Raw genomic sequence first — 25735 nt, 5'->3', positions numbered from 1 at the left:
CAGTTGCGATGGGCACTCCGGAGAAGGCCAGCGATTTTCTCCCCAACTTATCCACAAAACGCGGCAGTTTCATGCCTTGCAAAAGTGTGGATCGATCACTATCTTGTCATCAGAAAATAATACACCCACAATATATTGTGTTTATATCCTGAGCAGCACACTAGGCTTGGTCGGCAAAATTTCGTCCGACGGTGCCTTTTTGTGTTTTTGTCGTCAGTTGCTTTATAAACCTTTAAGGTATAATCCCGAATGAATCAGAGTCTACTTGTTACTAAACGTGACGGCCGTAAAGAGCGCATCGATCTTGATAAAATCCACCGAGTCATCGACTGGGCAGCGGAAGGTCTCCAAAACGTATCAGTTTCCCAAGTAGAACTGCGCTCCCACATCCAGTTTTACGATGGGATTAAGACGGCTGATATTCATGAAACCATCATCAAAGCTGCCGCAGACCTGATCTCTAAAGACGCGCCTGACTATCAGTATCTGGCCGCGCGCCTAGCTATTTTCCACCTGCGTAAAAAAGCCTACGGCCAGTTCGAACCGCCTGCACTGTTTGACCAGGTCAGCAAAATGGTCGAAATGGGCAAATACGATAAACATCTGCTGGAAGACTACACCCGTGAAGAGTTCGAGCAGATGGACAGTTTTATCGATCACTGGCGTGACATGAACTTCTCCTATGCCGCGGTTAAGCAGCTGGAAGGCAAATATCTGGTGCAGAACCGCGTCAGCGGCCAAATCTATGAAAGCGCCCAGTTCTTGTACATTCTGGTCGCCGCGTGCCTGTTCTCCGGCTACCCGCGTGAGACGCGTCTGGACTACATCAAGCGTTTCTATGATGCGGTTTCAACCTTCAAGATTTCTCTGCCTACGCCAATTATGTCCGGCGTGCGCACCCCGACTCGCCAGTTCAGCTCTTGCGTACTGATCGAGTGCGGCGACAGCCTGGACTCCATCAACGCGACCTCCAGCGCCATCGTGAAATACGTTTCACAGCGCGCAGGTATCGGCATCAACGCTGGCCGCATCCGTGCGCTGGGTAGCCCGATTCGCGGCGGTGAAGCATTCCATACCGGCTGTATCCCATTCTATAAGCACTTCCAGACGGCGGTTAAATCCTGCTCTCAGGGCGGCGTGCGCGGCGGTGCTGCGACCCTGTTCTACCCGATGTGGCACCTGGAAGTTGAAAGCCTGCTGGTTCTGAAAAACAACCGTGGTGTTGAAGGCAACCGCGTTCGTCACATGGACTACGGCGTGCAGATCAACAAACTGATGTATCAGCGTCTGGTTAAAGGCGGCGACATCACTCTGTTCAGCCCGTCTGACGTGCCTGGCCTGTACGACGCGTTCTTCGCCGATCAGGACGAGTTCGAGCGTCTGTACACTCAATACGAGCAGGACGAAAGCATTCGCAAGCAGAGGGTGAAAGCCGTTGAGCTGTTCTCCCTGATGATGCAGGAACGCGCGTCAACCGGCCGTATCTATATTCAGCACGTTGACCACTGCAACACCCATAGCCCGTTTGACCCCGCTATTGCACCGGTTCGCCAGTCCAACCTGTGCCTTGAAATCGCGCTGCCAACCAAGCCGTTAAATGACGTGAACGACGAAGAAGGGGAAATCGCGCTTTGTACGCTGTCTGCCTTCAACCTCGGCGCTATCGAAAGCCTGGATGATCTCGAAGAGCTGGCGACCCTTGCAGTGCGTGCGCTTGACGCCCTGCTCGATTATCAGGATTACCCAATCCTGGCCGCTAAACGCGGCGCAATGGGCCGCCGTACGCTGGGTATTGGCGTTATCAACTATGCTTATTATCTGGCCAAGAACGGCGTGCGTTACAGCGACGGCAGCGCCAACGCCCTGACTCACCGCGCGTTCGAAGCGATTCAGTACTACCTGCTGAAAGCCTCTAACGAACTGGCGCGTGAGCAAGGTGCCTGCCCATGGTTCAAAGAGACCACTTACTCGCAGGGAATTCTGCCGATCGACACCTATAAAAAGGAACTCGATACGCTGACCGATGAGCCGCTGCACTATGACTGGGAAGCGCTGCGCGCCAGCATTAAAGAGCACGGCCTGCGTAACTCCACGCTGTCTGCGCTGATGCCGTCTGAAACCTCTTCGCAGATTTCAAACGCCACCAACGGTATTGAACCACCGCGCGGCCACGTGAGCATCAAGGCGTCTAAAGACGGTATCCTGCGTCAGGTTGTGCCTGAGTATGAGCGTTTGAAAGACCAGTACGAGCTGCTGTGGGATATGCCTAATAACGACGGTTACCTGCATCTGGTCGGTCTGATGCAGAAGTTTGTCGATCAGGCGATTTCGTCTAACACCAACTACGACCCATCCCGCTTTGCAAGCAGCAAGGTGCCGATGAAGCAGCTGCTGAAAGACCTGCTGACCGCCTACAAGTTTGGCGTGAAAACGCTGTACTACCAGAACACCCGCGACGGCGCAGACGATGTTCAGGAAGACATGAAGGCTGAAGTTGACGACTGCGAAAGCGGCGCCTGCAAGATTTAATTGCTCAAATTCAAAAAACGCCTCTGAAAAGAGGCGGTTTTTTCAGAGGAAGTTATGGCATATACCACCTTTTCACAAAACAAAAACGACCAGCTGCTCGAGCCGATGTTCTTCGGTCAGTCGGTTAACGTGGCGCGCTTCGACCAGCAGAAATATGAAATCTTCGAAAAACTGATCGAAAAGCAGCTATCCTTCTTCTGGCGTCCGGAAGAAGTTGACGTTGCCCGTGACCGTATCGACTTCCAGGGTCTGCCGGAGCATGAAAAACACATTTTCCTGAGCAACCTGAAGTATCAGACGCTGCTGGACTCGATTCAGGGCCGTAGCCCTAACGTGGCGCTACTGCCGCTGATCTCCATTCCAGAGCTTGAGACCTGGGTTGAGACCTGGGCGTTCTCCGAGACTATCCACTCACGCTCGTACACACATATTATTCGTAATATCGTCAACGATCCGTCACTGGTGTTTGACGATATCGTCACCAACGAAGAGATCCTCAAGCGTGCGAAGGACATCTCTGGTTACTACGACTCGCTGATCGAGATGACCAGCTACTATCACCTGCTGGGTGAAGGTACGCATCAGGTCAATGGCAAAACGGTTGTGGTGAACCTGCACGAGCTGAAGAAGAAACTCTATCTGTGCCTGATGAGCGTCAATGCGCTGGAAGCCGTGCGTTTCTACGTCAGCTTCGCCTGTTCATTTGCCTTCGCAGAACGCGAGCTGATGGAAGGTAATGCAAAAATCATCAAGCTAATCGCCCGCGACGAAGCGCTCCACCTGACCGGGACTCAGCACGCGCTGAACCTGCTGCGCTCCGGTGCCGATGACCCGGAAATGGCCATCATCGCCAAAGAGTGCGAGAAAGAGTGTTATGACCTGTTCGTGCTGGCCGCAGAGCAAGAGAAAGACTGGGCAGAATATCTTTTCCGCGACGGCTCGATGATCGGCCTGAACAAAGACATTCTTTGCCAGTACATCGAATACATCACCAACATCCGTATGCAGGCCGTGGGTCTGACTGCACCGTTCAAGACTCGCTCAAACCCGATCCCATGGATCAACGCGTGGCTGGTGTCTGACAACGTACAGGTTGCGCCGCAGGAAGTTGAAGTGAGCTCTTATCTGGTGGGTCAGATCGATTCTGAGATGAATGCTGACGACCTGAGTGACTTCGAGTTCTAAGCATTGAGTCAGCCTACCGTTACACTGCACGATTTCGGCAAAACGCTCGTCTGCGAGGACGAGCACAACAACCTGCTGGAAGTCTTCGAGCGGAATAAGTTGATCGTCGAGTATCAGTGCCGCGAAGGTTATTGCGGCTCTTGCCGCATGCGTCTGGTTAAAGGTGAAGTGGCTTATAGTCAAAAGCCGCTGGCCTTTATCCAGGACGGAGATATTTTGCCGTGCTGCTGTCTGCCGGTAGGGGATGTTGAGCTGACGCTTTAACCTCTCCTCTCAATAATTGCCCACTCTGCGCGACACCCTTTACCCTAAACTGCCCATAATAAAACCTCTGCGTTCCTTGGTAATTTTCAAAAGTCCCCCCCTGTTTAATTCAATATATATTTTAATAAGCTTAAGTCGATATTACCGGCTCGGTCGTCTACATTTTCGACAATACGGGTCAGTAATGTCTCTGGTCTCAAAAAAGCTTAAAGAGCACGGGTTTCAACCTGATTATGTGTTGGCTGCACCCGCTGCTGGGCGGTGAGCGTAAACGGCTCGATTATCTACTGAAGTTGACATGACTACGATATCGCGTGGGCCACGGTAGTCAACTGGAGACCCTGCAGGCGCAGCAGGAAATGGATAATCATGACAATTATCGTGAGAGATTATTCAAACAACACCAGGCAGAAAATCGCCTGAATAGACACCTGAGCGAGATGCGTTTTTTCTCGCCACAGGTGGATAATTTTGAAATTGCGCTCAGTCACAGACACGGCAAACATAGTGTCTGCGCTGGCGAGAGAATAATTACCAAATACTGATGACTATACTTTTTCCAATACTTTCAACCACGGATAATCGGCCACTACCGACCAGTCATTCAGATAACGACGCAGCATATCCATCGCCATCATTGCTATCGTCTCCTGACGCAGCTCGAGGCCATGGCGGCCGGCAGTATAGTGAATCGTCATACCGCGCGTGCCGCCCGGCGTATGCAGTGCGAGGCTGAGGCGGTCTTCCGATACCCCACCCACCGCCAACGCCAGCTGTGCACCGGTTTTGTCGGCCAGAAGCTGTGCGCGCTCCAGCAGTGCAGACAAGGATTCATCTTCACCGTGCGTCGGCAACAGTTCGCCACCGGCCAGCGGCGCTCCGGCGTTTTGCATCCGCCAGTTGAGCAGCCCACCGGTATAGCTCTCGCTAATTGCCAGACGCAAATTCTGCGTCAGCAAACGTTCGGCAAGTCGTGCAGGCAGTCCGCCCACGCCTTCAAAAATGGTGCTTTCACCGGCCACCTCGCGCACACGCTCCCAGGCTTTACGCATGCTGGCTTCCTGACTGCGCGGTCCGGTCAGCTTCAGCTCGATAATCGGCGACGATGAGCGATAGCCCATCACCACGCCTTCCGGCAGCGCCTGCCCGTCCAGCTCACTGGCAAGGTCGCTCTCGGAACGTCCAAAGGTCGTTAAACGCAGGCACAGCGGAGCCTCCAGCGCAGGAAACGCCTTGTGCAGCCGTGGCACTATCTGCTGCTCGACCATGACCTTAAATTCAGAGGGTACGCCAGGGGTAAAGAACATTTGGCAGCGGTTGAGCTTCAACGTAAAGCCGCACGCCGTGCCGACCGGGTTGTCGAGCACCTCGGCATTGGCCGGGATCTGCGCCTGCTTGCGGTTCGACTCTGCCATCGGTCTGCCACGTTGAGCAAAGAACGACGACATCTTGGCCAGCCAATCCGCGTCTTCAATCAGCTCGACGCCACAGGCGGTCGCCGCGGCCAGTGAGCTCAGATCATCACTGGTCGGCCCGAGTCCCCCATTGACGATAAGCACGTCAGCAATGTGGCTGCGCTCGGTCAAGACGGCAACCAGCGCCTCAAGACTGTCGCCGACTGTCTCGCGACTGGTCATTGGCAACCCCTGTTCAAACAGATAGTTAGCCAGCCACGCAGAATTTGAATCGACGATTTGGCCGTGCAGAACCTCGTCACCCGTACTAAGCATCTCAACCCTAAGCATTACCCTCTCCTTAAATCACATAATTATTGCTTTAGAAATTCACCGCTCCGCCGAGGTAAGCACCGTCGGCAATGACGTTATCGCGATGGCCGTCTTTACCGTTCAGCGCCTGATAACGATAACCCACGTCAATACTTACCAGACTGATTGGCGAGAAGCGAATACCACCGGTGGCTTCTTTGTAGTTGTTGATGCCGCTGGAGAGTGAATCCGGCGCGTAATAAGCATTACCATACAGGCTCAGGTAATGACCCAGCGGCAGTTGCAGTCCACCACCAATCGGTACGGCGTAACCGTCACTGCCGTCTTTAGGGCTGGTGTAGAGTGCTTTAGCCCCTACAGTCGCCATCACTGGCCCCAAACCAATATTGTAGCCGAGCCCAAGACCTGTGACGTCGCCGTCGCGATCGCTATGGGTCCAGTCGCCGGTCAGCGCCAGTCCCGGCGTGGTGTTGCCCAGACCAAAGCCCAGACTGGTGTAGTGTTGGCCAACTTGAGCATTAATGCCAATCGCGTGAGCGGAAACGGTGGTCATCATCAGTGCGGCCGCCGAACAGGCAACGAGATATTTTTTCATTATTTATCCTGAATAATCATAAAACTATAAGGTGTGATACTCATCGCGAGTCTAAAGCAATTTTCTGGCAGAGTAATCAGGCCAAATCCTTAAAATTTATTTCCTCCATAAAAAAAGCCCTGACATGTCAGGGCTTTCGTCTTAATCGATAAACATTAGCTAACGGTTTTTATCATACTCTGCTGGTAGGCCCGCTGACGGGTGACCCAAGGCAGCACGACGATTGCCATCAGGCCACACACCGCCGAGATGGACAACCACACGCCCGGCATCGCTTTGTTGCCGGTCACGTGAATGAGATAGCTGGAAATGGCCGGCGTAAAACCGCCAAAAATTGCGGTCGCCAGACTGTAGGCCATTGAGAAGCCTGTCGCGCGAACCTCCGCAGGCATCACCTCGGTCAACGCCACCACCATCGCCGAGTTATAGCTGGCATACATAAATGACAGCCAGAGTTCTACCTCAAGCAGGCGAGCGAAGCTTGGCGCCCCGACCAGCCAGTTCAGCGCCGGATAGGAGGTCAGCAGGATAAGCGTGCTGAAGGTCAGGAGCAGAGGACGACGCCCCACTTTGTCGGAGAATGCCCCCATGATAGGCAGCCAGAACAGATTCGAGACTCCGATACACAGCGTCACGATAAAGCTCTGCTCTTCGCTAAGCAGCAACACGTTTTTGCCGAAGGTCGGGGTAAAGGCGGTGATCATGTAGAAAGAGACGGTCGTCGTGACCACCATCAGCATCCCTACGAGCACAATTTGCCAGTTGGCCGCGACGGAACGGGCAATCTCTCCCATCGAAGGATGGTGTTTACGCTGCTGGAAGGCGTCGGTCTCTTCCATCATACGGCGGATCCAGAACAGGAACGGCACAATCATGCAGCCGATCGCGAAAGGAATACGCCAGCCCCACTCGTTCATCACGCCATTACCCAACAGGTGATTCAGCAGCACGCCAAGCAGCGCGGCGAAGACCACCGCAACCTGCTGACTCGCGGACTGCCAGCTGACGTAGAAGCCCTTCTTACCCTTCGGCGCAATTTCGGACAGATAAACCGATACGCCACCCAGCTCAACGCCCGCAGAGAAGCCCTGCAACAGGCGCCCCAGCAGAATGAGGATCGGGGCTGCCACGCCAATGCTGTGGTAACCCGGCACGCAGGCAATGGTCAAGGTACCGAACGCCATCAGCCCAAGAGTAATAAGCAGCCCTTTACGACGCCCGTGATGGTCAATATAGGCCCCCAGTACCATGGCACCCAGCGGACGCATCAGGAAGCCAGCCCCGAAGGTCATCAGCGTTAGCATTAACGAGGCGAAAGGATTGGAATCGGGGAAAAAAGTATGGGCTATCGCGTTGGCGTAATAACCAAACACCATAAAATCATACATTTCGAGGAAGTTGCCGCTGGCAACGCGGAAGATATTTGCAGCCGTACCCTGCCTGCTACCGCCAGAGGCGGTATTAATGGATGACATTGTGTTCACTCCTGCTTTCTATTTACCTCCAGTTAACCCTATCTTTATCATTACTCAATGTGATGCTATTCACACTTTTTTAGCAGGCCGTTTGTTTTTAGGTAACATGATATTAACCCACACTTTTCTTTGCCCCATCAGAGAGCACAGGCAAAAAAAAGAGACAGCCTTAGCTGTCTCGTTGCATGTATTTTGTTCATTCCGCTAAAGAATGATATTGCAGGTTATCGGCGCACAAGCAGGCCGATAACCAAACCTACGGCGGCACCGACGCCAACACCGTGCCACGGTTTGTCGTGAACATAGGTATCAGCCTGACGGACTACGGTTTTCGCTTTGGCACAGTAAGAATCGGTGGCCGAACTCAGACGTGATTGCACGTCACTCAACGCCTGTTCGGCTCGTGACTTTATTTCGATGTATTTTTCATCCGCTTTATCACCAGAAGACTTAAGCACCTCTTCCAGCGTTTCACTAAGCATTCTCAGGTCATCGTCTAGACTGGTTTGCTGTGGTTCGAATTGGTTAGCCATTCTTTTCTCCTTATGATGTATTTCAGCGAGTTAGTGCGCATGGCACGCTCAACCCTTGCCTAATAACCCTAGCCTACTTTTCGACGCGTTGCTGACGGAATGACAATTTTAGCGGCAATGCCGGGTATTTTAAGAACCTTCCGACACTGATTTCACCTTAGCGTAAAAAGCGGGACGAAAAAAAACCGCACATCCAGGATGCGCGGTTTTGTGGTTGCCGTTTTAACGTTAGAACAGCGGCTGAGCCAGCTGTACCAGCGAGATAAGCGGCTGCGGATAGACACCCAGAGCCAATACCAGAATGGCGGAGATAAGCACGACTATGCCGCCTGCGGTAAACGCCCAGTTATTTGGGGTATCGCGAACCAGTCTTTCTGGCGCATTCAGGAACAGACTCACGGTCACGCGCAGATAGTAGTAGAGGCCAATTGCACTGCCGATGACCACTGCACCGGTCAACCACCACAGATGCGCGGTCACACCGGTCGCAATGACGTAGAACTTACCAATAAAGCCCAGCGTCATCGGGATACCGGCCAGTGACAGCATCATCACCGTCATTACCGCAGACAGGATTGGCTTGTGCCAGAACAGGCCGCGGTAGGAGAACAGCGATTCTGCGTCCGGACCGCTGTACGGGCTAGACATCAGGCTGACCACACCGAAGGCACCCAGGCTGCTGAACAGATAACCAGCCAGATAGACACCGACAGTTTCCATCGACAGCTGGTGCGTCTGTACGGCAATCAGTGCCACCAGCAGATAACCCAGATGTGCGATGGAGGAGTAACCCAGCAGGCGCTTGATGTTGCTCTGGCTGATAGCCATCAGGTTACCAAACAGGATCGAGCAGAAGGCGATGACGCCCAGCACGACACGGATGGCTTCACTGTTGGCAACCGGCGCGTAGAGGAACAGGCGCATAACGACGGCGAAAATCGCAATCTTGCTGGCGGTAGCCAGGAAGGTTGAGACCGGTGCAGGTGCACCCTGATACACGTCCGGCGTCCACAGGTGGAAAGGCACCAACGACAGCTTGAAGCCCAGCCCGACGATCATCATGCCCAGACCAGCCAGCAGCAGCGGCTGGTGAATCACCGCGTCGCCGAGATTTTTGCCCAGTGCCGCGAACGACAGATCGCCCGATTCCGCATACAGCAGCGCCATACCGAACAGCAGGAACGACGACGCCGCGGCGGACAGCAGCATGTACTTGATGCTGGCCTCGAGTGAGCGTTTCTGACGATAGGCGTAACCCACCAGACCAAACAACGGCAGCGAAATCAGTTCGATTCCGAGGAACATTGAGGCCAGGTGATTGGCATAAGCCAACAGAATACCGCCCATTGCCGCAATGAGAACCAACAGGTAGAACTCTTCGCGGTTGTCAGGGTAGCCCTCAAGCCATGGATAGGCGAAAGTGCTGGTGGCCAGACTGGCGAGCAGCACCAGGCCAATGTAGAACATGGAATAGCCGTCAACACGCAGCAGTGGGGTCACGTCCTGCGGACCCACTTTAGCCACGAAGTACAGCGAAAGCAGCGCAAGGTTAAGGCCAATCACGGTCAGAGTGGCATTAACAAAATGGTCGCGTCGCCACGCAATGGACAGCATCACCACGACCACCGTCAATCCGACGATCAACAGTGGTAACAGTGCGATCAGATTTTGAGGAGTAAATGTCATGGCGAATTACGGCCTTGTCGTTGAAATTGATGAAACTGATGACCCGAACCAGTGCTGAATATTGCTCATCGCTGCGCTTGAGGTATCGAGGATTGGCTGCGGGAAGACCCCGAGCAATACCAGCAACACGACCAGCAGCAGGATGATTAACAGCTCACGCGCCGTCATGCCCTGCAAAGGTTGGTCCGACTTAGGCGCGCCATAGTACGCACGCTGCATCATAACCAGCGAATAAACCGACGCGAAGACCAGCCCGAAGGTCGAAATCACAGTGATGACCGGCACAATAGGGAAGCTGCCGAACAGGATCATGAATTCACCGACGAAGTTACCGGTACCCGGCATCCCCAGCGTCGCCACCGCGAAGAACAGCGACAGCGCAGGCAGGTATTTAATTCGCCCCCACAGGCCGCCCATCAGACGCATATCACGGGTGTGCAGACGTTCGTACAGCTGTCCGCAGATGATGAACATACCGGCCGCAGAGAGGCCGTGCGCAATCATCTGGATAACCGCACCCTGGTAAGCTAACTGGCTGCCGGTAAAGATGGCAATCAGCACGAAGCCCATGTGCGACACGCTGGTGTAAGCGATAAGGCGTTTGATGTCGGTCTGTGCGAAAGCCATCCATGCGCCGTAGAAGATGCCCAACACGCCGAGCCACATGGCGATAGGGGCAAACTCGTGCGACGCATTCGGGAACAGCGGCAGCATGAAGCGCAGCATCCCGTAGGCCGCCGTCTTCAGCAAGATCCCCGCCAGGTCCACAGAACCCGCCGTCGGTGCCTGACTGTGCGCGTCCGGCAACCAGCCGTGCAGCGGCACCACCGGCATCTTGACCGCGAAGGCGATAAAGAAGCCCAGCATCAGCAGGTATTCGACGTTGTGCGTCATCGGGGTTTTCAGCAGTTGTTCATAGCTGAAGGTCCAGACACCGGTCGCGTTGTAGTGCACGAAGACCAGTCCCAGAATCGCAATCAGCATCACCAGACCGCTGGCCTGGGTATAGATGAAGAACTTGGTCGCCGCGCTGATACGCGTTTTACCGTCTGACGCCTTGTGACCCCACAGCGCTATCAGGAAGTACATCGGCACCAACATCATTTCCCAGAAGAAGAAGAACAGGAACATGTCGATGGAGAGGAACACCCCAATCACGCCGCCGAGGATCCACAGCAGGTTCAGGTGGAAGAACCCCTGATACTTCTGGATCTCGCGCCACGAACAGAGAATCGCCAGTACGCCGAGCAGGCCGGTCAGCACCACCATCAGCAGCGACAAACCGTCGAGCGCCAGGTGGAAGTTAATGCCAAAGCGTGGGATCCACGGCACCGAAAACTCGGATTGCCACTGTGGAATGCCCTTCGGCGCCGTTAACGAGTACCCACCCTGCAGCCACAGCTGAAGGGAAAGTGCCAAGGTCAGCCCCATCGCGACGAGTGCTATCCAGCGAGGTACTTTGCTTCCGAAGCGCTCCGTCTGCCAACACAGCAGTCCGCCAATAAAGGGGATAAAAATTAGCCAAGGTAATAGCATGGCGTAGAGGTCCCTATGTTTTTAAATCACCAGTAACAGCGCTAAAACGACGACTGCACCCAATCCCATCGACGCGACATACCACCGCGTCTGCCCGTTTTCACTCAATGTCAGCCCACGGTTACCCAAGCGGGAGAACACGGCAGGAATATTCATTAATGAGTTCAACGGATCGCGTTGCAGGAGTTTCGCGACACCCAGATAGGGTTTCACGAAAATCATGTCGTACAGCCAGTCAAAGCCCCAGGCATGGAACCACCAGGTCGTGAAGAAGCGTCCCGGCGCGCTTTTTGCGATGCTGTTAACCAGCGAGCGCTTGCCGAGATACAGTGCCGCAGCCAGCAGAATGCCGACGATGGCGACTATGCCCGAGGTGATTTCAAGCTTCAATACTGTGCCGTGAGGCAGTTCGGTGGTACCCGGCAACACGCCCTGCAGTGGCGGAACAATCATCGCGCCAATGAAGGTAGACAGGACCAGCAGAACCAGCAGGGGTAAGTGGTGAGTAATCCCTTTACCGGCATGCGCTTTAATTTTCTCTTCGCCGTGGAAGACGATAAAGATCATGCGGAAGGTGTAAAGCGAGGTCATAAACGCTCCGACCAGCCCTGCGAGGAGCAGATCGATATGGCCATTAGCCAGCGCACCCGCCAGAATTTCGTCCTTACTGAAGAAGCCGGCAGTGATGATTGGCAAGGCTGACAGCGCCGCGCCCCCCACCAGGAAGCAGACGTAAACCAGTGGAATCGACTTACGCAGGCCGCCCATCTTAAAGATGTTCTGCTCGTGATGGCAGGCAAGGATAACCGAGCCGGAGGACAGGAACAGCAAGGCTTTGAAGAACGCGTGCGTCATCAGGTGGAAGATAGCCGCATCCCACGCCTGAACACCCAGCGCCAGGAACATATAGCCAATCTGGCTCATGGTCGAGTAAGCGAGGACGCGTTTGATGTCGGTCTGCACCAAGGCCGCAAAACCAGCCAGCACCAGCGTTACCGCCCCCACAATCCCCACCAGATGCAGGATGTCAGGTGCCATCAGGAACAGGCCGTGCGTGCGGGCAATCAGATAGACACCCGCCGTCACCATCGTTGCAGCGTGGATCAGGGCCGAAACCGGAGTTGGACCCGCCATCGCATCGGCAAGCCAGGTCTGCAACGGCAGCTGCGCCGATTTACCGACCGCGCCGCCCAGCAGCATCAGGGTTGCCCAGGTGATTGTCGTGTCGCCCACTGCCAGCTTCTGCGGTGCCAGGATCATCAGTTCACGAATGTTCAGCGTACCTAGTTCGCGGTAGAGGATGAACAGCGCGAAAGCCAGGAACACGTCACCCACGCGGGTCACGATAAAGGCTTTCATCGCCGCCGCGCCATTGTCTGGATTGGTGTAGTAGAACCCAATCAGCAGGTAACTGCACAGCCCTACCCCTTCCCAGCCGAGGTACATCAGCAGCAAGTTGTCGGCCAACACCAGAATCACCATGCTGGCGATAAACAGGTTGGTATAAGCGAAGAAGCGTGAGTAACCCTCTTCACCGCGCATATACCAAGAGGCAAACATGTGGATGAAGAAACCGACGCCGGTTACCACGGACAGCATGGTCATCGACAGCCCGTCGAGGGTCAGCGTGGCGGAGATGTTGAAATCGCCGACCTGCATCCAGGTCCACAGGTTCTGGTTAAATACCGGAACACCCGCAGCACGCTGGCTCAGGAAGTTAATGCCAACATAAAGGGTCACCAGCGCGGCGAGACCAATTGAGCCTACACCGACGGTAGCCGACGTATTTTCAGACCAACGCCCGCGAGAAAAGGCCAACAACAGGAAGCCAATCAGCGGGAACAGAATTGTTAAATATAATAGGTTCATCCGCGCATCTCACTGACAGTGTCGATATTCAGGGTATGTCGACGACGATAGAGTTGCAGCAGTAAGGCCAAACCAATACTGGCTTCCGCTGCCGCGAGGCTGATGGCCAGGATATACATCACCTGTCCGTCTGCCTGTCCCCAATAGCTGCCGGCTACGATAAAGGCCAGCGCCGCCGCGTTGATCATCACTTCAAGGCTAATCAACATAAACAGCAGGTTACGTCGTACCAATAATCCGGTCAGTCCCAACACGAACAGGATAGCGGCCAGGATCAGGCCATGCTGTAGAGGGATCATGCTCTCTCCTCCGTTTTTCTTTTTGCCATCTCTTTGACCGGCGCAGCGGATGCGTTGCCGAGCACTTCACCCGGCTTGTGTTCACGTCCGATGTGGAAGGCCACTACCAGACCGGCGAGCAACAGCATTGATGCCAGCTCGACCGCCAGTACGTAAGGACCGAACAGCGCGATACCGACCGCTTTCGCGTCAACCATCGTGCCCTTGATCCCCTGGTCATGCAGACCGGTGATGGAAGCAATCATCACCGCCAGCAGCACGACGGCCAGAATCGACGGCCCAATCCAGGTCGAGGGTTTCAGCCAGGCGCGCTCCTGTTCCTGCACGTTGCCGAGGTTCAACATCATCACCACGAACACGAACAGCACCATAATGGCACCGGCGTAGACGATGATTTCCAGCGCGGCAGCGAAGTATGCGCCGAGCGAGAAGAACACGGCGGCAATTGCCAGCAGCGAGATGATCAGGTACAGCAGTGCGTGTACCGGGTTGGTGTGCGTGATAGTGCGCAACGTCGCCAACACGGCCACCAGGGCTGCAATATAAAATGCAAATTCCATGCTTGCGGCTCCTTAGGGCATCAGACCTTTGACGTTGATCGGCTTGGCTTCGTTTTCGGCTTCACCTTTCGCTTTGCCGTCAACGGCCATACCGGCCATCCGGTAAAAGTTATATTCCGGATACTTACCGGGTCCTGAAATCAACAGATCTTCTTTTTCATACACCAGATCCTGGCGTTTGAATTCACCCAACTCGAAGTCTGGCGTCAGCTGAATCGCCGTCGTCGGACATGCCTCTTCGCACAGGCCGCAGAAGATGCAGCGCGAGAAGTTGATGCGGAAAAACTCCGGATACCAACGACCGTCTTTCATCTCTGCTTTTTGCAGCGAAATACAGCCTACAGGGCAGGCTACCGCGCAAAGGTTACAGGCAACGCAACGCTCCTGACCGTCAGGGTCACGCGTCAACACAATGCGACCACGGTAGCGCGGCGGCAGATATACAGGTTCTTCCGGGTACATCAAGGTTTCACGTTTGGCGAAGGCATGGAGACCTATCAGCCACAGACTGCGAACCTGGGTGCCGAAACCAACCACTAGCTCTTTCAATGTCATGGTTCAATCACCCCTTATTAATTTGCGTGGTACAAAATGACCGCAGCGGTTGCCAACAGATTCAGCAAGGTCAGCGGCAGGCATATACGCCAGCCAAATGACATCACCTGATCGTAACGAGGACGCGGCAACGCGGCGCGGAGCAAGATGAACATCACCATGAAGAACGCAGTCTTCAACGCAAACCAGATAAACGGCGGCAGGAACGGTCCCTGCCAGCCCCCGAAGAACAGCGTCACAATCAGCGCAGAAACAGTGACGATACCGATGTACTCGCCCACGAAGAACAGACCGAACTTCATGCCGGAATATTCGATGTGATAACCGTCGGCCAGTTCCTGTTCGGCTTCTGGCTGGTCAAACGGGTGACGGTGACAAACGGCTACGCCCGCTATCGCGAAGGTCAGGAACCCAAAGAACTGCGGGATGATGTTCCACAGGTGTTCCTGGGAATGCACGATGTCCTGCAGGTTAAAGGATCCCGCCTGCGCCACGACGCCCATCAGCGACAGGCCGAGGAACACTTCATAGCTCAGCGTTTGGGCCGAGGCGCGCATTGCACCGAGCAGCGAGTATTTGTTGTTACTGGACCAGCCAGCAAACAGCACGGCGTAAACCGTCAGACCCGCCATCATCAGGAAGAACAGGATGCCGATATTCAGGTTGGCGCCATACCAGGTCGGTGCCACCGGCACAATCGCGAAGGCCATCAGCATGGAGCTGAAGGCAATCATCGGTGCCAGCGTAAAGATGGCGCGGTCCGAGAATTTCGGCGCCCAGTCTTCTTTAAAGAACATCTTGATCATGTCGGCAGCCAGCTGCAACGAGCCGCCCCAGCCGACACGGTTAGGTCCGTATCGATTTTGGAACAGGCCCAGCAGACGGCGTTCTGCGAAGCTCATAAATGCCCCGACGGTAACCACAACCAACAGGATGACCACCGCTTTAACCACAGCGATAATCGTGTCGATAACTTCAGGTGTAAACCAACTCATCGGGTTGCCTCCCGCAGATTCTCAACCGTTGCGCCAACCAGCACCGGAGGAATTCCCGGTAAGCCCAGCGGCAGACCAACTTGTCCTTTATCGAGGGTCTCACTCAGACGAACCGGCAGCGTCAGGGTTTGTCCAGCACAGGTAAACTCGACCTGCGTGCCCTGATTAACGCCGAGTGCTGCGGCATCGGACGGGTTAACCATCACGTAAGGCTCTGGCATACGCTGCTGGATAACGCTCGAACGCTGAGACATCTCTTCACTACCGAACAGGTGGTAGTAAGGGGCAACGCGCCAGTGGTTTTCCTCGGCGGTAAACGCAGCAGGAATGTTGCCGAAGTAGTCGAGGCTGCCCTCTCCCGCTTCGATAAGACGCACACCTGGGTCACCGTGACGCAGTTTGCCACCGACTTCGGCCTGGAATTTGTTCCACGCCTGCGGGGAGTTCCAGCCCGGAGCCCAAGCAAACGGCACCTGTTGACGATTGGCATACGGGCTGTTGTTCCCTTCCATCGAGAAGGCAAACATGGTGTCTTTGTCCTGCGGCTGACGCGGTTCATGCACGCTGATGTTGGCACGCATGGCGGTACGTCCGCTCGAACGGATAGGAGAACGCGCCAGCTTCTGACCGCGGATACGGAAAGTCGCATCCGGTGCGGCCTCGACGATACCTTTCAGCTGAGGCAGCACGGCGACGCAGGCTTCGATAACGTGATCGAGCTGAGTCCAGTCAACGCGACGGCTGTTAATGGTAGAGTGCAGCGAATGCAGCCAGCGCCAGCTTTCAAACATCGCCACCGTCGTATCGTAGTAGGCCGGGTCGTAAACCTGGAAGTAGCGCTGGGCGCGGCCTTCCTGATTGACCAGCGTACCGTCACTCTCGGCAAAGCTCGCCGCAGGCAGGATAAGGCTAGCCTTGTCCATGATGCGGGTGCGCTGATGGTCAACGACCAGCAGGTTTTTCACTTTGGACAGTGCAGCATCGACGCTGGCTTCCGGTGCCTGACGATAGAGGTCGTTTTCCATCACGATAACGCTATCGGCGTCGCCGTTGGTCAGCAGGCTCAGGGCCTCATCAAGGTTGCCGCCGCCAATCATCGACAGACCGATGCTGTTGGCAGAAGACGCCACAAAGGTGATACCGACGTCGCTGCCGCGCGCTTTCAGGGCTTTCGCCACGTTGGCGGCCGCTTCGATGATGGCATCGCTGCCCGCGTTGGTCCCGGTGATAATCAGCGGTTTTCTCGCGCCGGTTAACGCCTGCACAATCATGTCAACTTTCTTGCCAACGCCTTCAGCAAGGTCAGAAACACCCGGTGCGGCCTCGTCAATAGCGTGGGCTATCGCAAAACCGAAACGCGCCTGTTCATCGACCGGCGCACGGTAGTTCAGCGCGGCGATGTCATCAAGACGGGTGTTATCGACGTTGGTCATGAACAAGGGGTATTTGGCATGCTGGCCGATGGTCTGGATTGCCGCAATCTGCCAGTCAGCAACGCGCTGCGCTGCGGCCATGGCACGGGCTTTCCCCTTCACCGCCTGACGCACGGACAGCGCAATGCGCGCGCCGGTCTGCGTCAAATCTTCACCCAGAATCAGCACGGCGTCATAATCTTCGATTTCACGCAATGCAGGCGTATACACGCCGCTGTTTTTTAGGATGTTCAGTATCTGTGCCAGACGATTTTGCTCAGCGGCGTTGATACCGGTGTAGAAGTTCTCTGCTCCCACCAGCTCGCGTAGCGCAAAGTTGCTTTCGAGGCTGGCACGCGGTGAACCAATACCGATAGTTTTGCTTGATTGACGCAGAATATCCGCCGCGCCCTGCATTGCCTGCTCGGCGTTCAGGGAGATCCAGTCGTTGCCACGCTGCTGCAGTGGATGCTTAGGACGATCTTTAGCGTTTACGTAGCCGTAACCAAAGCGGCCACGGTCGCAAAGGAAGTAGCGGTTCACGGTACCGTTGTAGCGGTTTTCGATACGACGAAGTTCGCCGTAGCGCTCACCCGGGCTGGTGTTACAGCCCACGCTGCACTGCTGGCAAACGCTAGGGGCAAACTGCATGTCCCATTTACGGTTGTAGCGCTCGGAGTGCGTTTTGTCGGTGAATACGCCCGTCGGGCAGACCTCGACCAGGTTGCCGGAGAATTCGCTTTCCAGCGGACCGTCTTCCGGACGACCAAAGTAGACGTTGTCGTGCGCGCCATACACCCCGAGATCGGTACCGTCCGCGTAGTCCTTGTAGTAACGGACACAGCGATAACAGGCGATGCAGCGGTTCATCTCGTGAGAAATGAACGGACCGAGATCCTGATTCTGGTGGGTACGTTTGGTGAAACGATAGCGACGCGTGGCGTGGCCGGTCATGACTGTCATGTCCTGCAGGTGACAGTTACCGCCCTCTTCGCACACCGGACAGTCGTGTGGGTGGTTGGTCATCAACCATTCCACTACGCTCTCACGGAACTGTTTGGCTTCTCCGTCATCGATGGAAATAAAGGTTCCATCTGACGCAGGCGTCATACATGACATAACCAAACGGCCGCGCGTATCTTCCGCGTTTTGGTATTGCTTAACCGCACATTGGCGGCAAGCGCCGACGCTTCCCAGCGCCGGATGCCAGCAAAAATAAGGAATATCGAGGCCAAGAGAGAGGCAAGCCTGAAGTAGGTTGTCCGCTCCATTTACATCGTATTCTTTGCCGTCTACATGAATCGTAGCCATAGTCAGCATGCTTCCACAAGGCTCACCTTTCAGTGAGCGTTAATCAAAAATTCTGGCCGGAACTGCCCGATTTCTCAGGCATAAATTTTCAAGTCGTTACCATCGCTCTTTGAGCAGGTTATTTGGCTGTATGCCGCCAATTGCCCGCGCATTGTTGTAGTGTTGCTTGGCGATGCCCGCTTCAAACTCGTCCCGGAAATATTTAATCGCACTCTGCAATGGCTCCACGGCACCCGGCGCATGTGCGCAGAATGTTTTACCCGGGCCAAGCTGACGGCAAAGTTGCTCGAGGGTTTCGATGTCCCCGGGCTGCCCTTCGCCGCGCTCCAGTGCGCGCAGGATCTTGACGCTCCACGGCAGCCCGTCACGGCAAGGCGTACACCAGCCGCAGGACTCGCGCGAGAAGAACTCTTCAAGGTTGCGCACCAGAGAAACCATGCCGATTTCATGATCGACGGCCATCGCCAACGCGGTGCCCAAACGGCTACCGGCCTTGCCGATGCTGGCAAATTCCATCGGCAGGTCGAGATGCTGGTCGGTCAGGAAGTCGGTCCCTGCCCCGCCCGGCTGCCAGGCCTTAAATTTCAGCCCGTCGCGCATACCGCCCGCGTAGTCTTCGAGAATTTCGCGTGCCGTGGTGCCAAACGGCAATTCCCACACGCCCGGATTCTTCACGCGGCCGGAGAAGCCCATCATCTTGGTGCCGGTGTCTTCGCTGGTCGAAATGCCTTTGTACCAGTCGACGCCGTTGGCCAAGATAGCCGGAACGTTCGATAGGGTTTCAACGTTATTAACGCAGGTCGGCTTGCCCCATGCCCCGACAGACGCCGGGAACGGCGGCTTGGAGCGCGGGTTGGCGCGGCGGCCTTCCAGCGAGTTAATCAGCGCGGTTTCTTCGCCACAGATATAGCGGCCCGCGCCAGTGTGCACCATCAGCTCGAAATCGAACCCGGTGCCGAGAATGTTTTTGCCAATAAATCCGGCAGCACGCGCTTCTTCAATCGCGCGACGCAGGTTAACGGCGGCCTCGATATACTCACCGCGCAGGAAGATGTAGCCACGGTAGGCCTTCAGCGCAAAGGCGCTGATCAACATACCTTCAACCAGCTGATGCGGCATTTGCTCCATCAACAGGCGGTCTTTATAGGTACCCGGCTCCATTTCATCAGCGTTACACAGCAGGTAACGGATGTTCATGGATTCGTCTTTCGGCATCAGGCTCCACTTCAGACCGGTAGAGAAGCCCGCGCCGCCACGCCCCTTCAGACCAGAGTCTTTGACCAGCGCGACTATCTCGTCAGGCGACATGCCGCCGAGCGCTTTCTCTGCACCGGCGTAACCGTTTTTGCTGCGGTATTCGTCAATCCACACCGGCTGCTGGTCTTCGCGCATGCGCCAGGTCAGCGGATGCATCTCCGGGGTACGGATGATTTCTTTAGGCGTGTAACCGTAGATATTCATGAGTAACGCTCCAGTAACTGACCAATTTCTTCTGGTTTCAGGTAGCTGTGCGTGTCTTCATCGATCATCATCGTTGGGCTCTTATCACAGTTGCCCAAACAGCAGGTTGGCAGCAGGGTAAAACGTCCGTCCGGCGTGGTTTCACCCGGTTTGATATTGAGCTTTTCTTCGATAGCAGCCTGAATACCCTGATAGCCGGTGATATGACACACCACGCTGTCGCAATAGCGGATCACGTGGCGGCCCACAGGCTGGCGGAAGATCTGGCTGTAAAACGTCGCAACACCCTCTACGTCGCTGGCAGGGATCCCCAGCACGTCGGCGATGGCGTAGATTGCACCGTCTGGCACCCAACCGCGCTCTTTCTGCACGATTTTCAGCGCTTCAATCGAGACAGCACGCGCATCTTCGTAGTGATGTTTCTCGTGTTCAATCGCGTCACGTTCAGTCGCGCTCAGCTCAAACGTCTGCTTGTTCGCCTGAGCAGCAAAAGCCGCAGGCGTAGAGACGTTGATGTACTGAACCTCTGAGTCTTTTTTAAGATCTGTCATCGTTAGCGGTCCACATCTGACATTACAAAATCAATACTGCCCAGGTAGACGATCAGGTCCGAAACCAGGCTGCCACGGATAACCGACGGGATCTGCTGCAAGTGCGGGAAGCTCGGCGTACGCACGCGGGTGCGGTAGCTCATGGTGCTGCCATCGCTCGTCAGGTAGTAGCTGTTGATCCCTTTCGTTGCCTCGATCATCTGGAAGGATTCGTTGGCAGGCATAACCGGCCCCCACGAAACCTGCAGGAAGTGGGTTATCAGGGTTTCGATGTGCTGTAGCGTGCGCTCTTTCGGCGGTGGCGTCGTCAGTGGGTGATCGGCCTTGAACGGGCCAGCCGGCATGTTGTCGACGCACTGTTGCAGAATACGCAGGCTCTGACGCATCTCTTCCATTTTCAGCATAACGCGGGAATAAGAGTCGCTGATGCCGTCACCGACCGGAACTTCGAAGTCAAAGTTTTCATAGCCGGAGTACGGACGCCATTTGCGCACGTCAAATTCGATGCCGGTTGCTCGCAGGCCCGCACCGGTGGTACCCCAAGCCAACGCATCTTCTGCGTTGTAGGCAGCAATACCTTTGGAACGACCGATCAGGATGCTGTTTTTCAGCGCCGTCTTCATGTAGGAATCGAGGCGTTTTGGCATCCACTCGAGGAACTCACGCATCAGGCGTTCCCAACCTTTCGGCAGGTCGTGCGCCACGCCACCGATGCGGAACCACGCCGGGTGCATACGGAAACCGGTAATCGCCTCGACGACGTCATAGATTTTCTGACGGTCAGTGAAGGCGAAGAACACCGGCGTCATTGCGCCAACGTCCTGAATGAACGTAGAGATATAAAGCAGGTGGCTGTTAATGCGGAACAGCTCGGAGAGCATCACGCGAATAGTGTTAACGCGATCGCCGACGGTGATTCCTGCCAGTTTTTCAACCGCCAGCACGTAAGGCATTTCGTTAACGCAGCCGCCGAGGTACTCGATGCGGTCGGTGTAAGGGATGTAGCTGTGCCAGGACTGGCGCTCACCCATTTTCTCTGCACCGCGGTGGTGATAACCGATGTCCGGAACGCAGTCGACAATCTCTTCCCCGTCGAGCTGCATCACAATGCGGAACGCACCGTGGGCAGACGGGTGGTTAGGACCGAGGTTCAGGAACATAAAGTCTTCGTTTTCGGTGCCGCGCTTCATGCCCCAGTCTTCAGGCTTGAAGGTCAGCGACTCCATCTCGAGGTCTTCTTTCTGCTTGGTCAGCTCGAACGGGTCAAACTCGGTCGCGCGCGCAGGATAGTCTTTGCGCAGCGGATGCCCTTCCCAGGTCTTCGGCATCATGATGCGCGTCAGATGTGGGTGGCCGTCGAAGGTGATACCGAACATTTCCCAGGTTTCACGCTCATACCAGTTGGCATTTGGGTAAACTTTGGTCAGCGTAGGCAGGTGCAAATCGTTTTCAGCCAGCGCGACCTTGAGCATGATATCGCTGTTGCGTTCGATTGAAAGCAGATGATAGAAAACGGAGAAATCCGCGGCCGGTAAACCGTCGCGGTGGTTACGCAAACGCTCATCCACGCCATGCAAGTCGTACAGCATGACGTAAGGCTTCGGCTGTTTGCGTAAAAAGGTAATGACTTCCAGTATCTGCTCGCGTTTTACCCACACCACCGGGATACCGGTACGGGTCGGCTGAACAGAAAAGGCCTCAGGCCCAAAACGGTTACGCAGCTCGCCGATAACCGGATCATCGAGATGATCGCGGGTTTGCCATGCTGGCTGTGCGAGGTCTTGCGTCGTCAAATCTGTCATATTTTCTCACCACACTAAATGGTCATTTATGCCCAAGGGGAAAAGCGTTTTAGTGCACCGTCGTCTCTAATAATCTTGTCCTGACGGCCTTGCCCCTCAGGGTTGACGAACAGTGTTAAATCTCGTCAGGGGTGCGCAAATTCGTCACGGCAATACGCTCGGCGCGTTTACGCTCTTTTTCAGACTGCATATTGGCGCGATAAACACCCTGGTCACCGACCACCCATGACAGTGGGCGACGCTCTTTGCCGATCGACTCCTGCAGCAACAGCAGTGCCTGCATATAGGCCTCGGGGCGCGGCGGGCAGCCCGGAATGTAAACGTCTACAGGCAGGAACTTGTCAACGCCCTGCACCACGGAGTAGATGTCATACATGCCGCCGGAGTTGGCGCAGGCACCCATCGAGATAACCCATTTAGGTTCGAGCATCTGGTCGTACAGGCGCTGAATAACCGGCGCCATTTTGGTAAAGCAGGTACCGGCAACCACCATAAAGTCAGCCTGACGCGGTGAAGCACGGATAACTTCCGAGCCAAATCGCGCCACGTCATGCACGGCGGTAAATGACGTTGTCATTTCTACGTAGCAGCATGAGAGACCAAAGTTGAATGGCCAAAGCGAGTTTTTACGACCCCAGTTCACCACGTCATGTAAAGCGTGTTCGAGTTTCCCCATATACACGCTGCGGTTCACTTCCTGCTCAAGAGGGTCGGCAACCGTCTCTTGTTTTTGCAGGGGGTAACGGTCGTTCTCACCGTTTGGGTCTAAGCGGGTGAGCGTATAGTCCATCTTGATGCCTCACTTTTTTATTGGCGATTGCCTTGCGGGTGATTGCTGGTCTTAATGACTGGGCTCGGGATAACCGGGCTAGCTTTCACAGGACCTTTCGAACGAGTCGGGGTCCAGTCAAGCGCGCCGATGCGAACCAGATAAAACAGGCCGGCTAAAAGGATAAAAATGAAAATCGCGGCTTCGACAAAGCCGGTCCACCCACTCTCGCGAATCGACGTAGACCATGCATAGAGATACAGGGCTTCCACATCGAAAATAACGAAGAACATGGCGACCAGATAGAATTTTGCCGAGAGACGCATATGAGTCGTACCCACGGGGGCGATACCCGACTCGAAGGGCGTTTCCGTGTTGCGTCCGCGAACCTTCCCTCCCAGGAAAGCTGCGCCTAACAACATCAGGCAACACAGGCCGACTGCGATTATTAGAAAAACTGCGAGCGCCCAGTTATGAGCGGTGACATCTGTGGCTGTTGACATACTCTATGCTTACTCATCAAAAGTGGCGTGATGCATTTGCTCTTGCCCGGCAACTTGCCTGCCACATCGATTCAAGGGAAGGATTAAGAACCACCAGCGTTCACGGGTTCCCTGCTGACCGATATCACCCCAAACTGGCGGTAATCTCATAGACTCAGGGGTTTAAAAGCGATTATCCAGTGAATTACTGTGGGCTTTTTACCCTTTTCTATAACCTTTTGTCAACTTTGACAAAAGTATCTCTACGTTATTTTACATCTTTAGCATTTTATTAACATAACATGCGAACTTCGACAGCTAAATCGAGTCAGTCAAAAAGTTAAAAAAAAAGGATGGTGGTTAACGAGAGTCAATGCTTTAGCGCCTACCCCTACTATTGTCGCAGGTATGCCCCATTCTTCCACTCTGGAAACAGGGTTATTTATTGATCCAGGACACGTTTTAGGCAAGATTGCTAAAAAATAAGACAATTATTGAATGAATTTTGTTTAATCATTTAAAATAAAAATGCATTTCATCAAAAAATCTTAGTATCACGACGGAGGATTTGGGCCCCAAAAAGTCCATGATTTGTGTGAGGTGATAGTTGCGTAATGAGACAATTTAAGGGAATGATTAAGCGGAGTTAAGTCGGGGAAATAGCAGGTTGGTAAAGAAAAACTAATGAGTTGGTTATTTATTGGTCTTTGTAGTTTTCCTGTCCCCGGCCCTGAAGCGTTAACAGGAGGGCGGGGAAAAGGAAAAAAACATTAAGAACGAGTCTACGGCGCTTCTTCGTATTCGTCGTCAACGTTGGCGCGCTGGGCGTAACTATTGAGCGAATAAGGATCGTTGCCTTGTTCAACAGCGTTGAAAATAGCCAGCGCAAGATCGTTGTCACAATGCTGGTTCTTGTACAACACGTATTGCGTGTCCGGCAGTCTCGGCAGGCCGTCCTGCTCACCCAGAACTCTGAGCTCGGGGCTCATCATCTCAATAGGCCGCACCGTAACGCCCAGACCCGCTCGCACCGCAGCACGGATGGCTGAAAGCGTAGAGGCCACGTAGGCAATGCGCCACGGGATCCCGGCCTTGTTGAGGTGCTCAATCGCCATAGAGCGATAAGGGCTAGGTTCATCAAGCAGCACTAACGGCACGCTGTCGCCCGACGGATACGAGAAGTCGGCAGAGCAATACCACAGCGTGGGTGACGTTCTCAGCACGATATGTGGATGATCGGTGGTGGTCATGGTGGTGATCGCCAGATCAACTTCGTCACTTTCAAGCATCGGTAACATAAACGGGCTACGCTTAACCCGCACGTCAATTGACAGCTTCGGATAGATAGAGGTCACTCGGCTCAACAGATAAGGCAGGATGGTATCTGCGGTATCGTCTGAAGCTCCGATGGTCACTCCACCCTGAACGTCGCTATACATTAATGAAGTGCAGGCTTCGTCGTTAAAACGTAATATTTTTCTTGCGTAGCCAAGTAACTGAATACCGTGTTCCGTCAATAACTTATTGCGTCCATGCCTGGCGAACAGTTCTTTACCGACAAGTTGCTCTAGACGTTGCATTTGCTGACTGACAGCCGACTGGGTACGACAAACTGCGGCGGCGGCGGCGGCGAAAGTATTTAAATCAGCGACTGCAACAAAGGTCCTAAGCAGGTCTAGATCTAGATTAAGAATTGGACGATTTGCATTTGTCATAGTTTTTCTTCACTTTTAAAATCTAATAACAAGCTACCCTGGATAGTGCGGAAAAAGAGCCCGCATAATGCAGAATACCAGATCTGAAAGACACTCACTCATTAGATAATGAAGAAATGAGAAATATTTCTGCCTGACAACTCACAATAAAATGATCAGGATTACCGTGCTTTTTCAAATAGTGATTAAATTCAAAGAAATATAATTTCCCATCTGGAAAGCTTGATAATTAGAATCATTAACCTAGCTGTACAATAAGGCTACTAAGGCTCATTTCAACGGCTGCCGAGGCAGGTACGGCGCAGCGCTAGCAATTCGATATATAAATAATTTCTCAAAGGTAAACGACTGAAATCTATTTATTTGGTCTACATGCGGCAAATTGCTTTTGCCGATGTGTTATATCGACGCTGCCTAATAGGAC

The 25735-nt window shown here is 54.3% G+C and carries 21 protein-coding genes; 3 read left to right on the top strand and 18 right to left on the bottom strand.

The window, feature by feature from the left end; genetic code table 11:
- Window positions 1-249: 249 nt before the first annotated feature.
- Genes nrdA through yfaE form a run of 3 tightly spaced genes read left to right on the top strand, consistent with a single transcriptional unit; the run spans window position 250 to window position 3978 of the window.
- On the top strand, window positions 250-2529 hold the full coding sequence (gene nrdA, locus BS640_RS14125) for a class 1a ribonucleoside-diphosphate reductase subunit alpha (RefSeq protein WP_084912793.1): 2280 nt from the start codon (window positions 250-252) through the stop codon (window positions 2527-2529).
- Window positions 2530-2583: 54 nt separating this feature from the next.
- Complete coding sequence (gene nrdB, locus BS640_RS14120; protein WP_017491791.1) at window positions 2584-3714, top strand: class Ia ribonucleoside-diphosphate reductase subunit beta; 1131 nt, start codon at window positions 2584-2586, stop codon at window positions 3712-3714.
- Between the two features lie 3 nt (window positions 3715-3717).
- On the top strand, window positions 3718-3978 hold the full coding sequence (yfaE, locus tag BS640_RS14115) for a class I ribonucleotide reductase maintenance protein YfaE (RefSeq protein ID WP_084912792.1): 261 nt from the start codon (window positions 3718-3720) through the stop codon (window positions 3976-3978).
- A 548-nt stretch (window positions 3979-4526) separates the two neighbouring features.
- Here yfaE and BS640_RS14110 read toward each other — a convergent pair.
- The 18 genes from BS640_RS14110 to lrhA form a co-directional block, all read right to left on the bottom strand.
- On the bottom strand, window positions 4527-5723 hold the full coding sequence (locus tag BS640_RS14110) for a nicotinamide mononucleotide deamidase-related protein YfaY (RefSeq protein WP_084912791.1): 1197 nt from the start codon (window positions 5721-5723) through the stop codon (window positions 4527-4529).
- A 31-nt stretch (window positions 5724-5754) separates the two neighbouring features.
- Window positions 5755-6300: a YfaZ family outer membrane protein gene (locus BS640_RS14105; RefSeq protein WP_017491787.1), complete on the bottom strand. Its 546-nt coding sequence runs from the start codon at window positions 6298-6300 to the stop codon at window positions 5755-5757.
- Window positions 6301-6455: 155 nt separating this feature from the next.
- Complete coding sequence (gene tcuC, locus BS640_RS14100) at window positions 6456-7775, bottom strand: MFS transporter (RefSeq protein WP_017491786.1); 1320 nt, start codon at window positions 7773-7775, stop codon at window positions 6456-6458.
- A gap of 224 nt (window positions 7776-7999) precedes the next feature.
- Entirely contained in the window at window positions 8000-8308 is a 309-nt protein-coding gene (gene elaB / locus BS640_RS14095; protein WP_017491785.1) for a stress response protein ElaB, read from the bottom strand.
- A gap of 228 nt (window positions 8309-8536) precedes the next feature.
- Window positions 8537-9994, bottom strand: a complete 1458-nt coding sequence (nuoN, locus tag BS640_RS14090; RefSeq protein ID WP_017491784.1) for an NADH-quinone oxidoreductase subunit NuoN — start codon at window positions 9992-9994, stop codon at window positions 8537-8539.
- A gap of 6 nt (window positions 9995-10000) precedes the next feature.
- Window positions 10001-11530: an NADH-quinone oxidoreductase subunit M gene (gene nuoM, locus BS640_RS14085; RefSeq protein WP_017491783.1), complete on the bottom strand. Its 1530-nt coding sequence runs from the start codon at window positions 11528-11530 to the stop codon at window positions 10001-10003.
- A 21-nt stretch (window positions 11531-11551) separates the two neighbouring features.
- Window positions 11552-13399 (bottom strand): NADH-quinone oxidoreductase subunit L, encoded by a 1848-nt coding sequence (gene nuoL / locus BS640_RS14080; RefSeq protein WP_084912790.1) that lies wholly within the window; start codon window positions 13397-13399, stop codon window positions 11552-11554.
- Window positions 13396-13698 (bottom strand): NADH-quinone oxidoreductase subunit NuoK, encoded by a 303-nt coding sequence (gene nuoK, locus BS640_RS14075; RefSeq protein ID WP_004936014.1) that lies wholly within the window; start codon window positions 13696-13698, stop codon window positions 13396-13398. Before nuoK ends, nuoL begins: the two co-directional genes overlap by 4 nt.
- Window positions 13695-14258: an NADH-quinone oxidoreductase subunit J gene (gene nuoJ / locus BS640_RS14070; protein WP_017490244.1), complete on the bottom strand. Its 564-nt coding sequence runs from the start codon at window positions 14256-14258 to the stop codon at window positions 13695-13697. Before nuoJ ends, nuoK begins: the two co-directional genes overlap by 4 nt.
- A 12-nt stretch (window positions 14259-14270) precedes the next feature.
- Window positions 14271-14813 (bottom strand): NADH-quinone oxidoreductase subunit NuoI, encoded by a 543-nt coding sequence (gene nuoI / locus BS640_RS14065; RefSeq protein WP_017490245.1) that lies wholly within the window; start codon window positions 14811-14813, stop codon window positions 14271-14273.
- Window positions 14814-14830: 17 nt separating this feature from the next.
- Window positions 14831-15808, bottom strand: a complete 978-nt coding sequence (gene nuoH, locus BS640_RS14060; RefSeq protein WP_017490246.1) for an NADH-quinone oxidoreductase subunit NuoH — start codon at window positions 15806-15808, stop codon at window positions 14831-14833.
- The gene (nuoG, locus tag BS640_RS14055) at window positions 15805-18531 is read right to left on the bottom strand and encodes an NADH-quinone oxidoreductase subunit NuoG (RefSeq protein WP_084912803.1); all 2727 of its coding nucleotides are present in this window, start codon (window positions 18529-18531) and stop codon (window positions 15805-15807) included. The genes nuoH and nuoG overlap by 4 nt, the downstream gene beginning before the upstream one ends.
- 96 nt (window positions 18532-18627) lie before the next feature.
- Window positions 18628-19992, bottom strand: a complete 1365-nt coding sequence (gene nuoF, locus BS640_RS14050; protein WP_017490248.1) for an NADH-quinone oxidoreductase subunit NuoF — start codon at window positions 19990-19992, stop codon at window positions 18628-18630.
- Window positions 19989-20543 (bottom strand): NADH-quinone oxidoreductase subunit NuoE, encoded by a 555-nt coding sequence (gene nuoE / locus BS640_RS14045; RefSeq protein WP_017490249.1) that lies wholly within the window; start codon window positions 20541-20543, stop codon window positions 19989-19991. The genes nuoF and nuoE overlap by 4 nt, the downstream gene beginning before the upstream one ends.
- A 2-nt stretch (window positions 20544-20545) precedes the next feature.
- Complete coding sequence (gene nuoC, locus BS640_RS14040) at window positions 20546-22345, bottom strand: NADH-quinone oxidoreductase subunit C/D (protein ID WP_017490250.1); 1800 nt, start codon at window positions 22343-22345, stop codon at window positions 20546-20548.
- 115 nt (window positions 22346-22460) lie between these two features.
- Window positions 22461-23135 carry a NuoB/complex I 20 kDa subunit family protein gene (locus BS640_RS14035; RefSeq protein ID WP_017490251.1) on the bottom strand — a complete coding sequence of 225 codons (675 nt, stop codon included), beginning with the start codon at window positions 23133-23135 and terminating at the stop codon, window positions 22461-22463.
- Between the two features lie 17 nt (window positions 23136-23152).
- The gene (locus BS640_RS14030; RefSeq protein WP_026110310.1) at window positions 23153-23617 is read right to left on the bottom strand and encodes an NADH-quinone oxidoreductase subunit A; all 465 of its coding nucleotides are present in this window, start codon (window positions 23615-23617) and stop codon (window positions 23153-23155) included.
- A gap of 761 nt (window positions 23618-24378) precedes the next feature.
- Window positions 24379-25311, bottom strand: coding sequence for a transcriptional regulator LrhA (gene lrhA / locus BS640_RS14025; protein ID WP_017490253.1), 933 nt, complete (start codon window positions 25309-25311; stop codon window positions 24379-24381).
- Between the last annotated feature and the right edge of the window lie 424 nt (window positions 25312-25735).

Source organism: Rouxiella badensis (genome assembly GCF_002093665.1).
Lineage (GTDB): Bacteria > Pseudomonadota > Gammaproteobacteria > Enterobacterales > Enterobacteriaceae > Rouxiella > Rouxiella badensis.
Note: the sequence above shows the minus strand (reverse complement) of the source record. Positions and strands in the feature narration are given on the sequence as shown.

Bases quoted from the DNA above. Each gene is read 5' to 3' on its own strand.
- nuoE (WP_017490249.1), bottom strand. From the start codon at position 20,543: ATGACAGATCTTAAAAAAGACTCAGAGGTTCAGTACATCAACGTCTCT.
- nuoI (WP_017490245.1), bottom strand. From the start codon at position 14,813: ATGACATTGAAAGAGCTAGTGGTTGGTTTCGGCACCCAGGTTCGCAGT.
- nuoF (WP_017490248.1), bottom strand. From the start codon at position 19,992: ATGAATATCTACGGTTACACGCCTAAAGAAATCATCCGTACCCCGGAG.
- tcuC (WP_017491786.1), bottom strand. From the start codon at position 7,775: ATGTCATCCATTAATACCGCCTCTGGCGGTAGCAGGCAGGGTACGGCT.
- nuoC (WP_017490250.1), bottom strand. From the start codon at position 22,345: ATGACAGATTTGACGACGCAAGACCTCGCACAGCCAGCATGGCAAACC.
- nrdA (WP_084912793.1), top strand. From the start codon at position 250: ATGAATCAGAGTCTACTTGTTACTAAACGTGACGGCCGTAAAGAGCGC.
- elaB (WP_017491785.1), bottom strand. From the start codon at position 8,308: ATGGCTAACCAATTCGAACCACAGCAAACCAGTCTAGACGATGACCTG.
- nuoN (WP_017491784.1), bottom strand. From the start codon at position 9,994: ATGACATTTACTCCTCAAAATCTGATCGCACTGTTACCACTGTTGATC.
- nuoL (WP_084912790.1), bottom strand. From the start codon at position 13,399: ATGAACCTATTATATTTAACAATTCTGTTCCCGCTGATTGGCTTCCTG.
- nuoK (WP_004936014.1), bottom strand. From the start codon at position 13,698: ATGATCCCTCTACAGCATGGCCTGATCCTGGCCGCTATCCTGTTCGTG.
- nrdB (WP_017491791.1), top strand. From the start codon at position 2,584: ATGGCATATACCACCTTTTCACAAAACAAAAACGACCAGCTGCTCGAG.
- nuoJ (WP_017490244.1), bottom strand. From the start codon at position 14,258: ATGGAATTTGCATTTTATATTGCAGCCCTGGTGGCCGTGTTGGCGACG.
- BS640_RS14030 (WP_026110310.1), bottom strand. From the start codon at position 23,617: ATGTCAACAGCCACAGATGTCACCGCTCATAACTGGGCGCTCGCAGTT.
- nuoM (WP_017491783.1), bottom strand. From the start codon at position 11,530: ATGCTATTACCTTGGCTAATTTTTATCCCCTTTATTGGCGGACTGCTG.
- nuoH (WP_017490246.1), bottom strand. From the start codon at position 15,808: ATGAGTTGGTTTACACCTGAAGTTATCGACACGATTATCGCTGTGGTT.
- BS640_RS14105 (WP_017491787.1), bottom strand. From the start codon at position 6,300: ATGAAAAAATATCTCGTTGCCTGTTCGGCGGCCGCACTGATGATGACC.
- lrhA (WP_017490253.1), bottom strand. From the start codon at position 25,311: ATGACAAATGCAAATCGTCCAATTCTTAATCTAGATCTAGACCTGCTT.
- nuoG (WP_084912803.1), bottom strand. From the start codon at position 18,531: ATGGCTACGATTCATGTAGACGGCAAAGAATACGATGTAAATGGAGCG.
- BS640_RS14110 (WP_084912791.1), bottom strand. From the start codon at position 5,723: ATGCTTAGGGTTGAGATGCTTAGTACGGGTGACGAGGTTCTGCACGGC.
- BS640_RS14035 (WP_017490251.1), bottom strand. From the start codon at position 23,135: ATGGACTATACGCTCACCCGCTTAGACCCAAACGGTGAGAACGACCGT.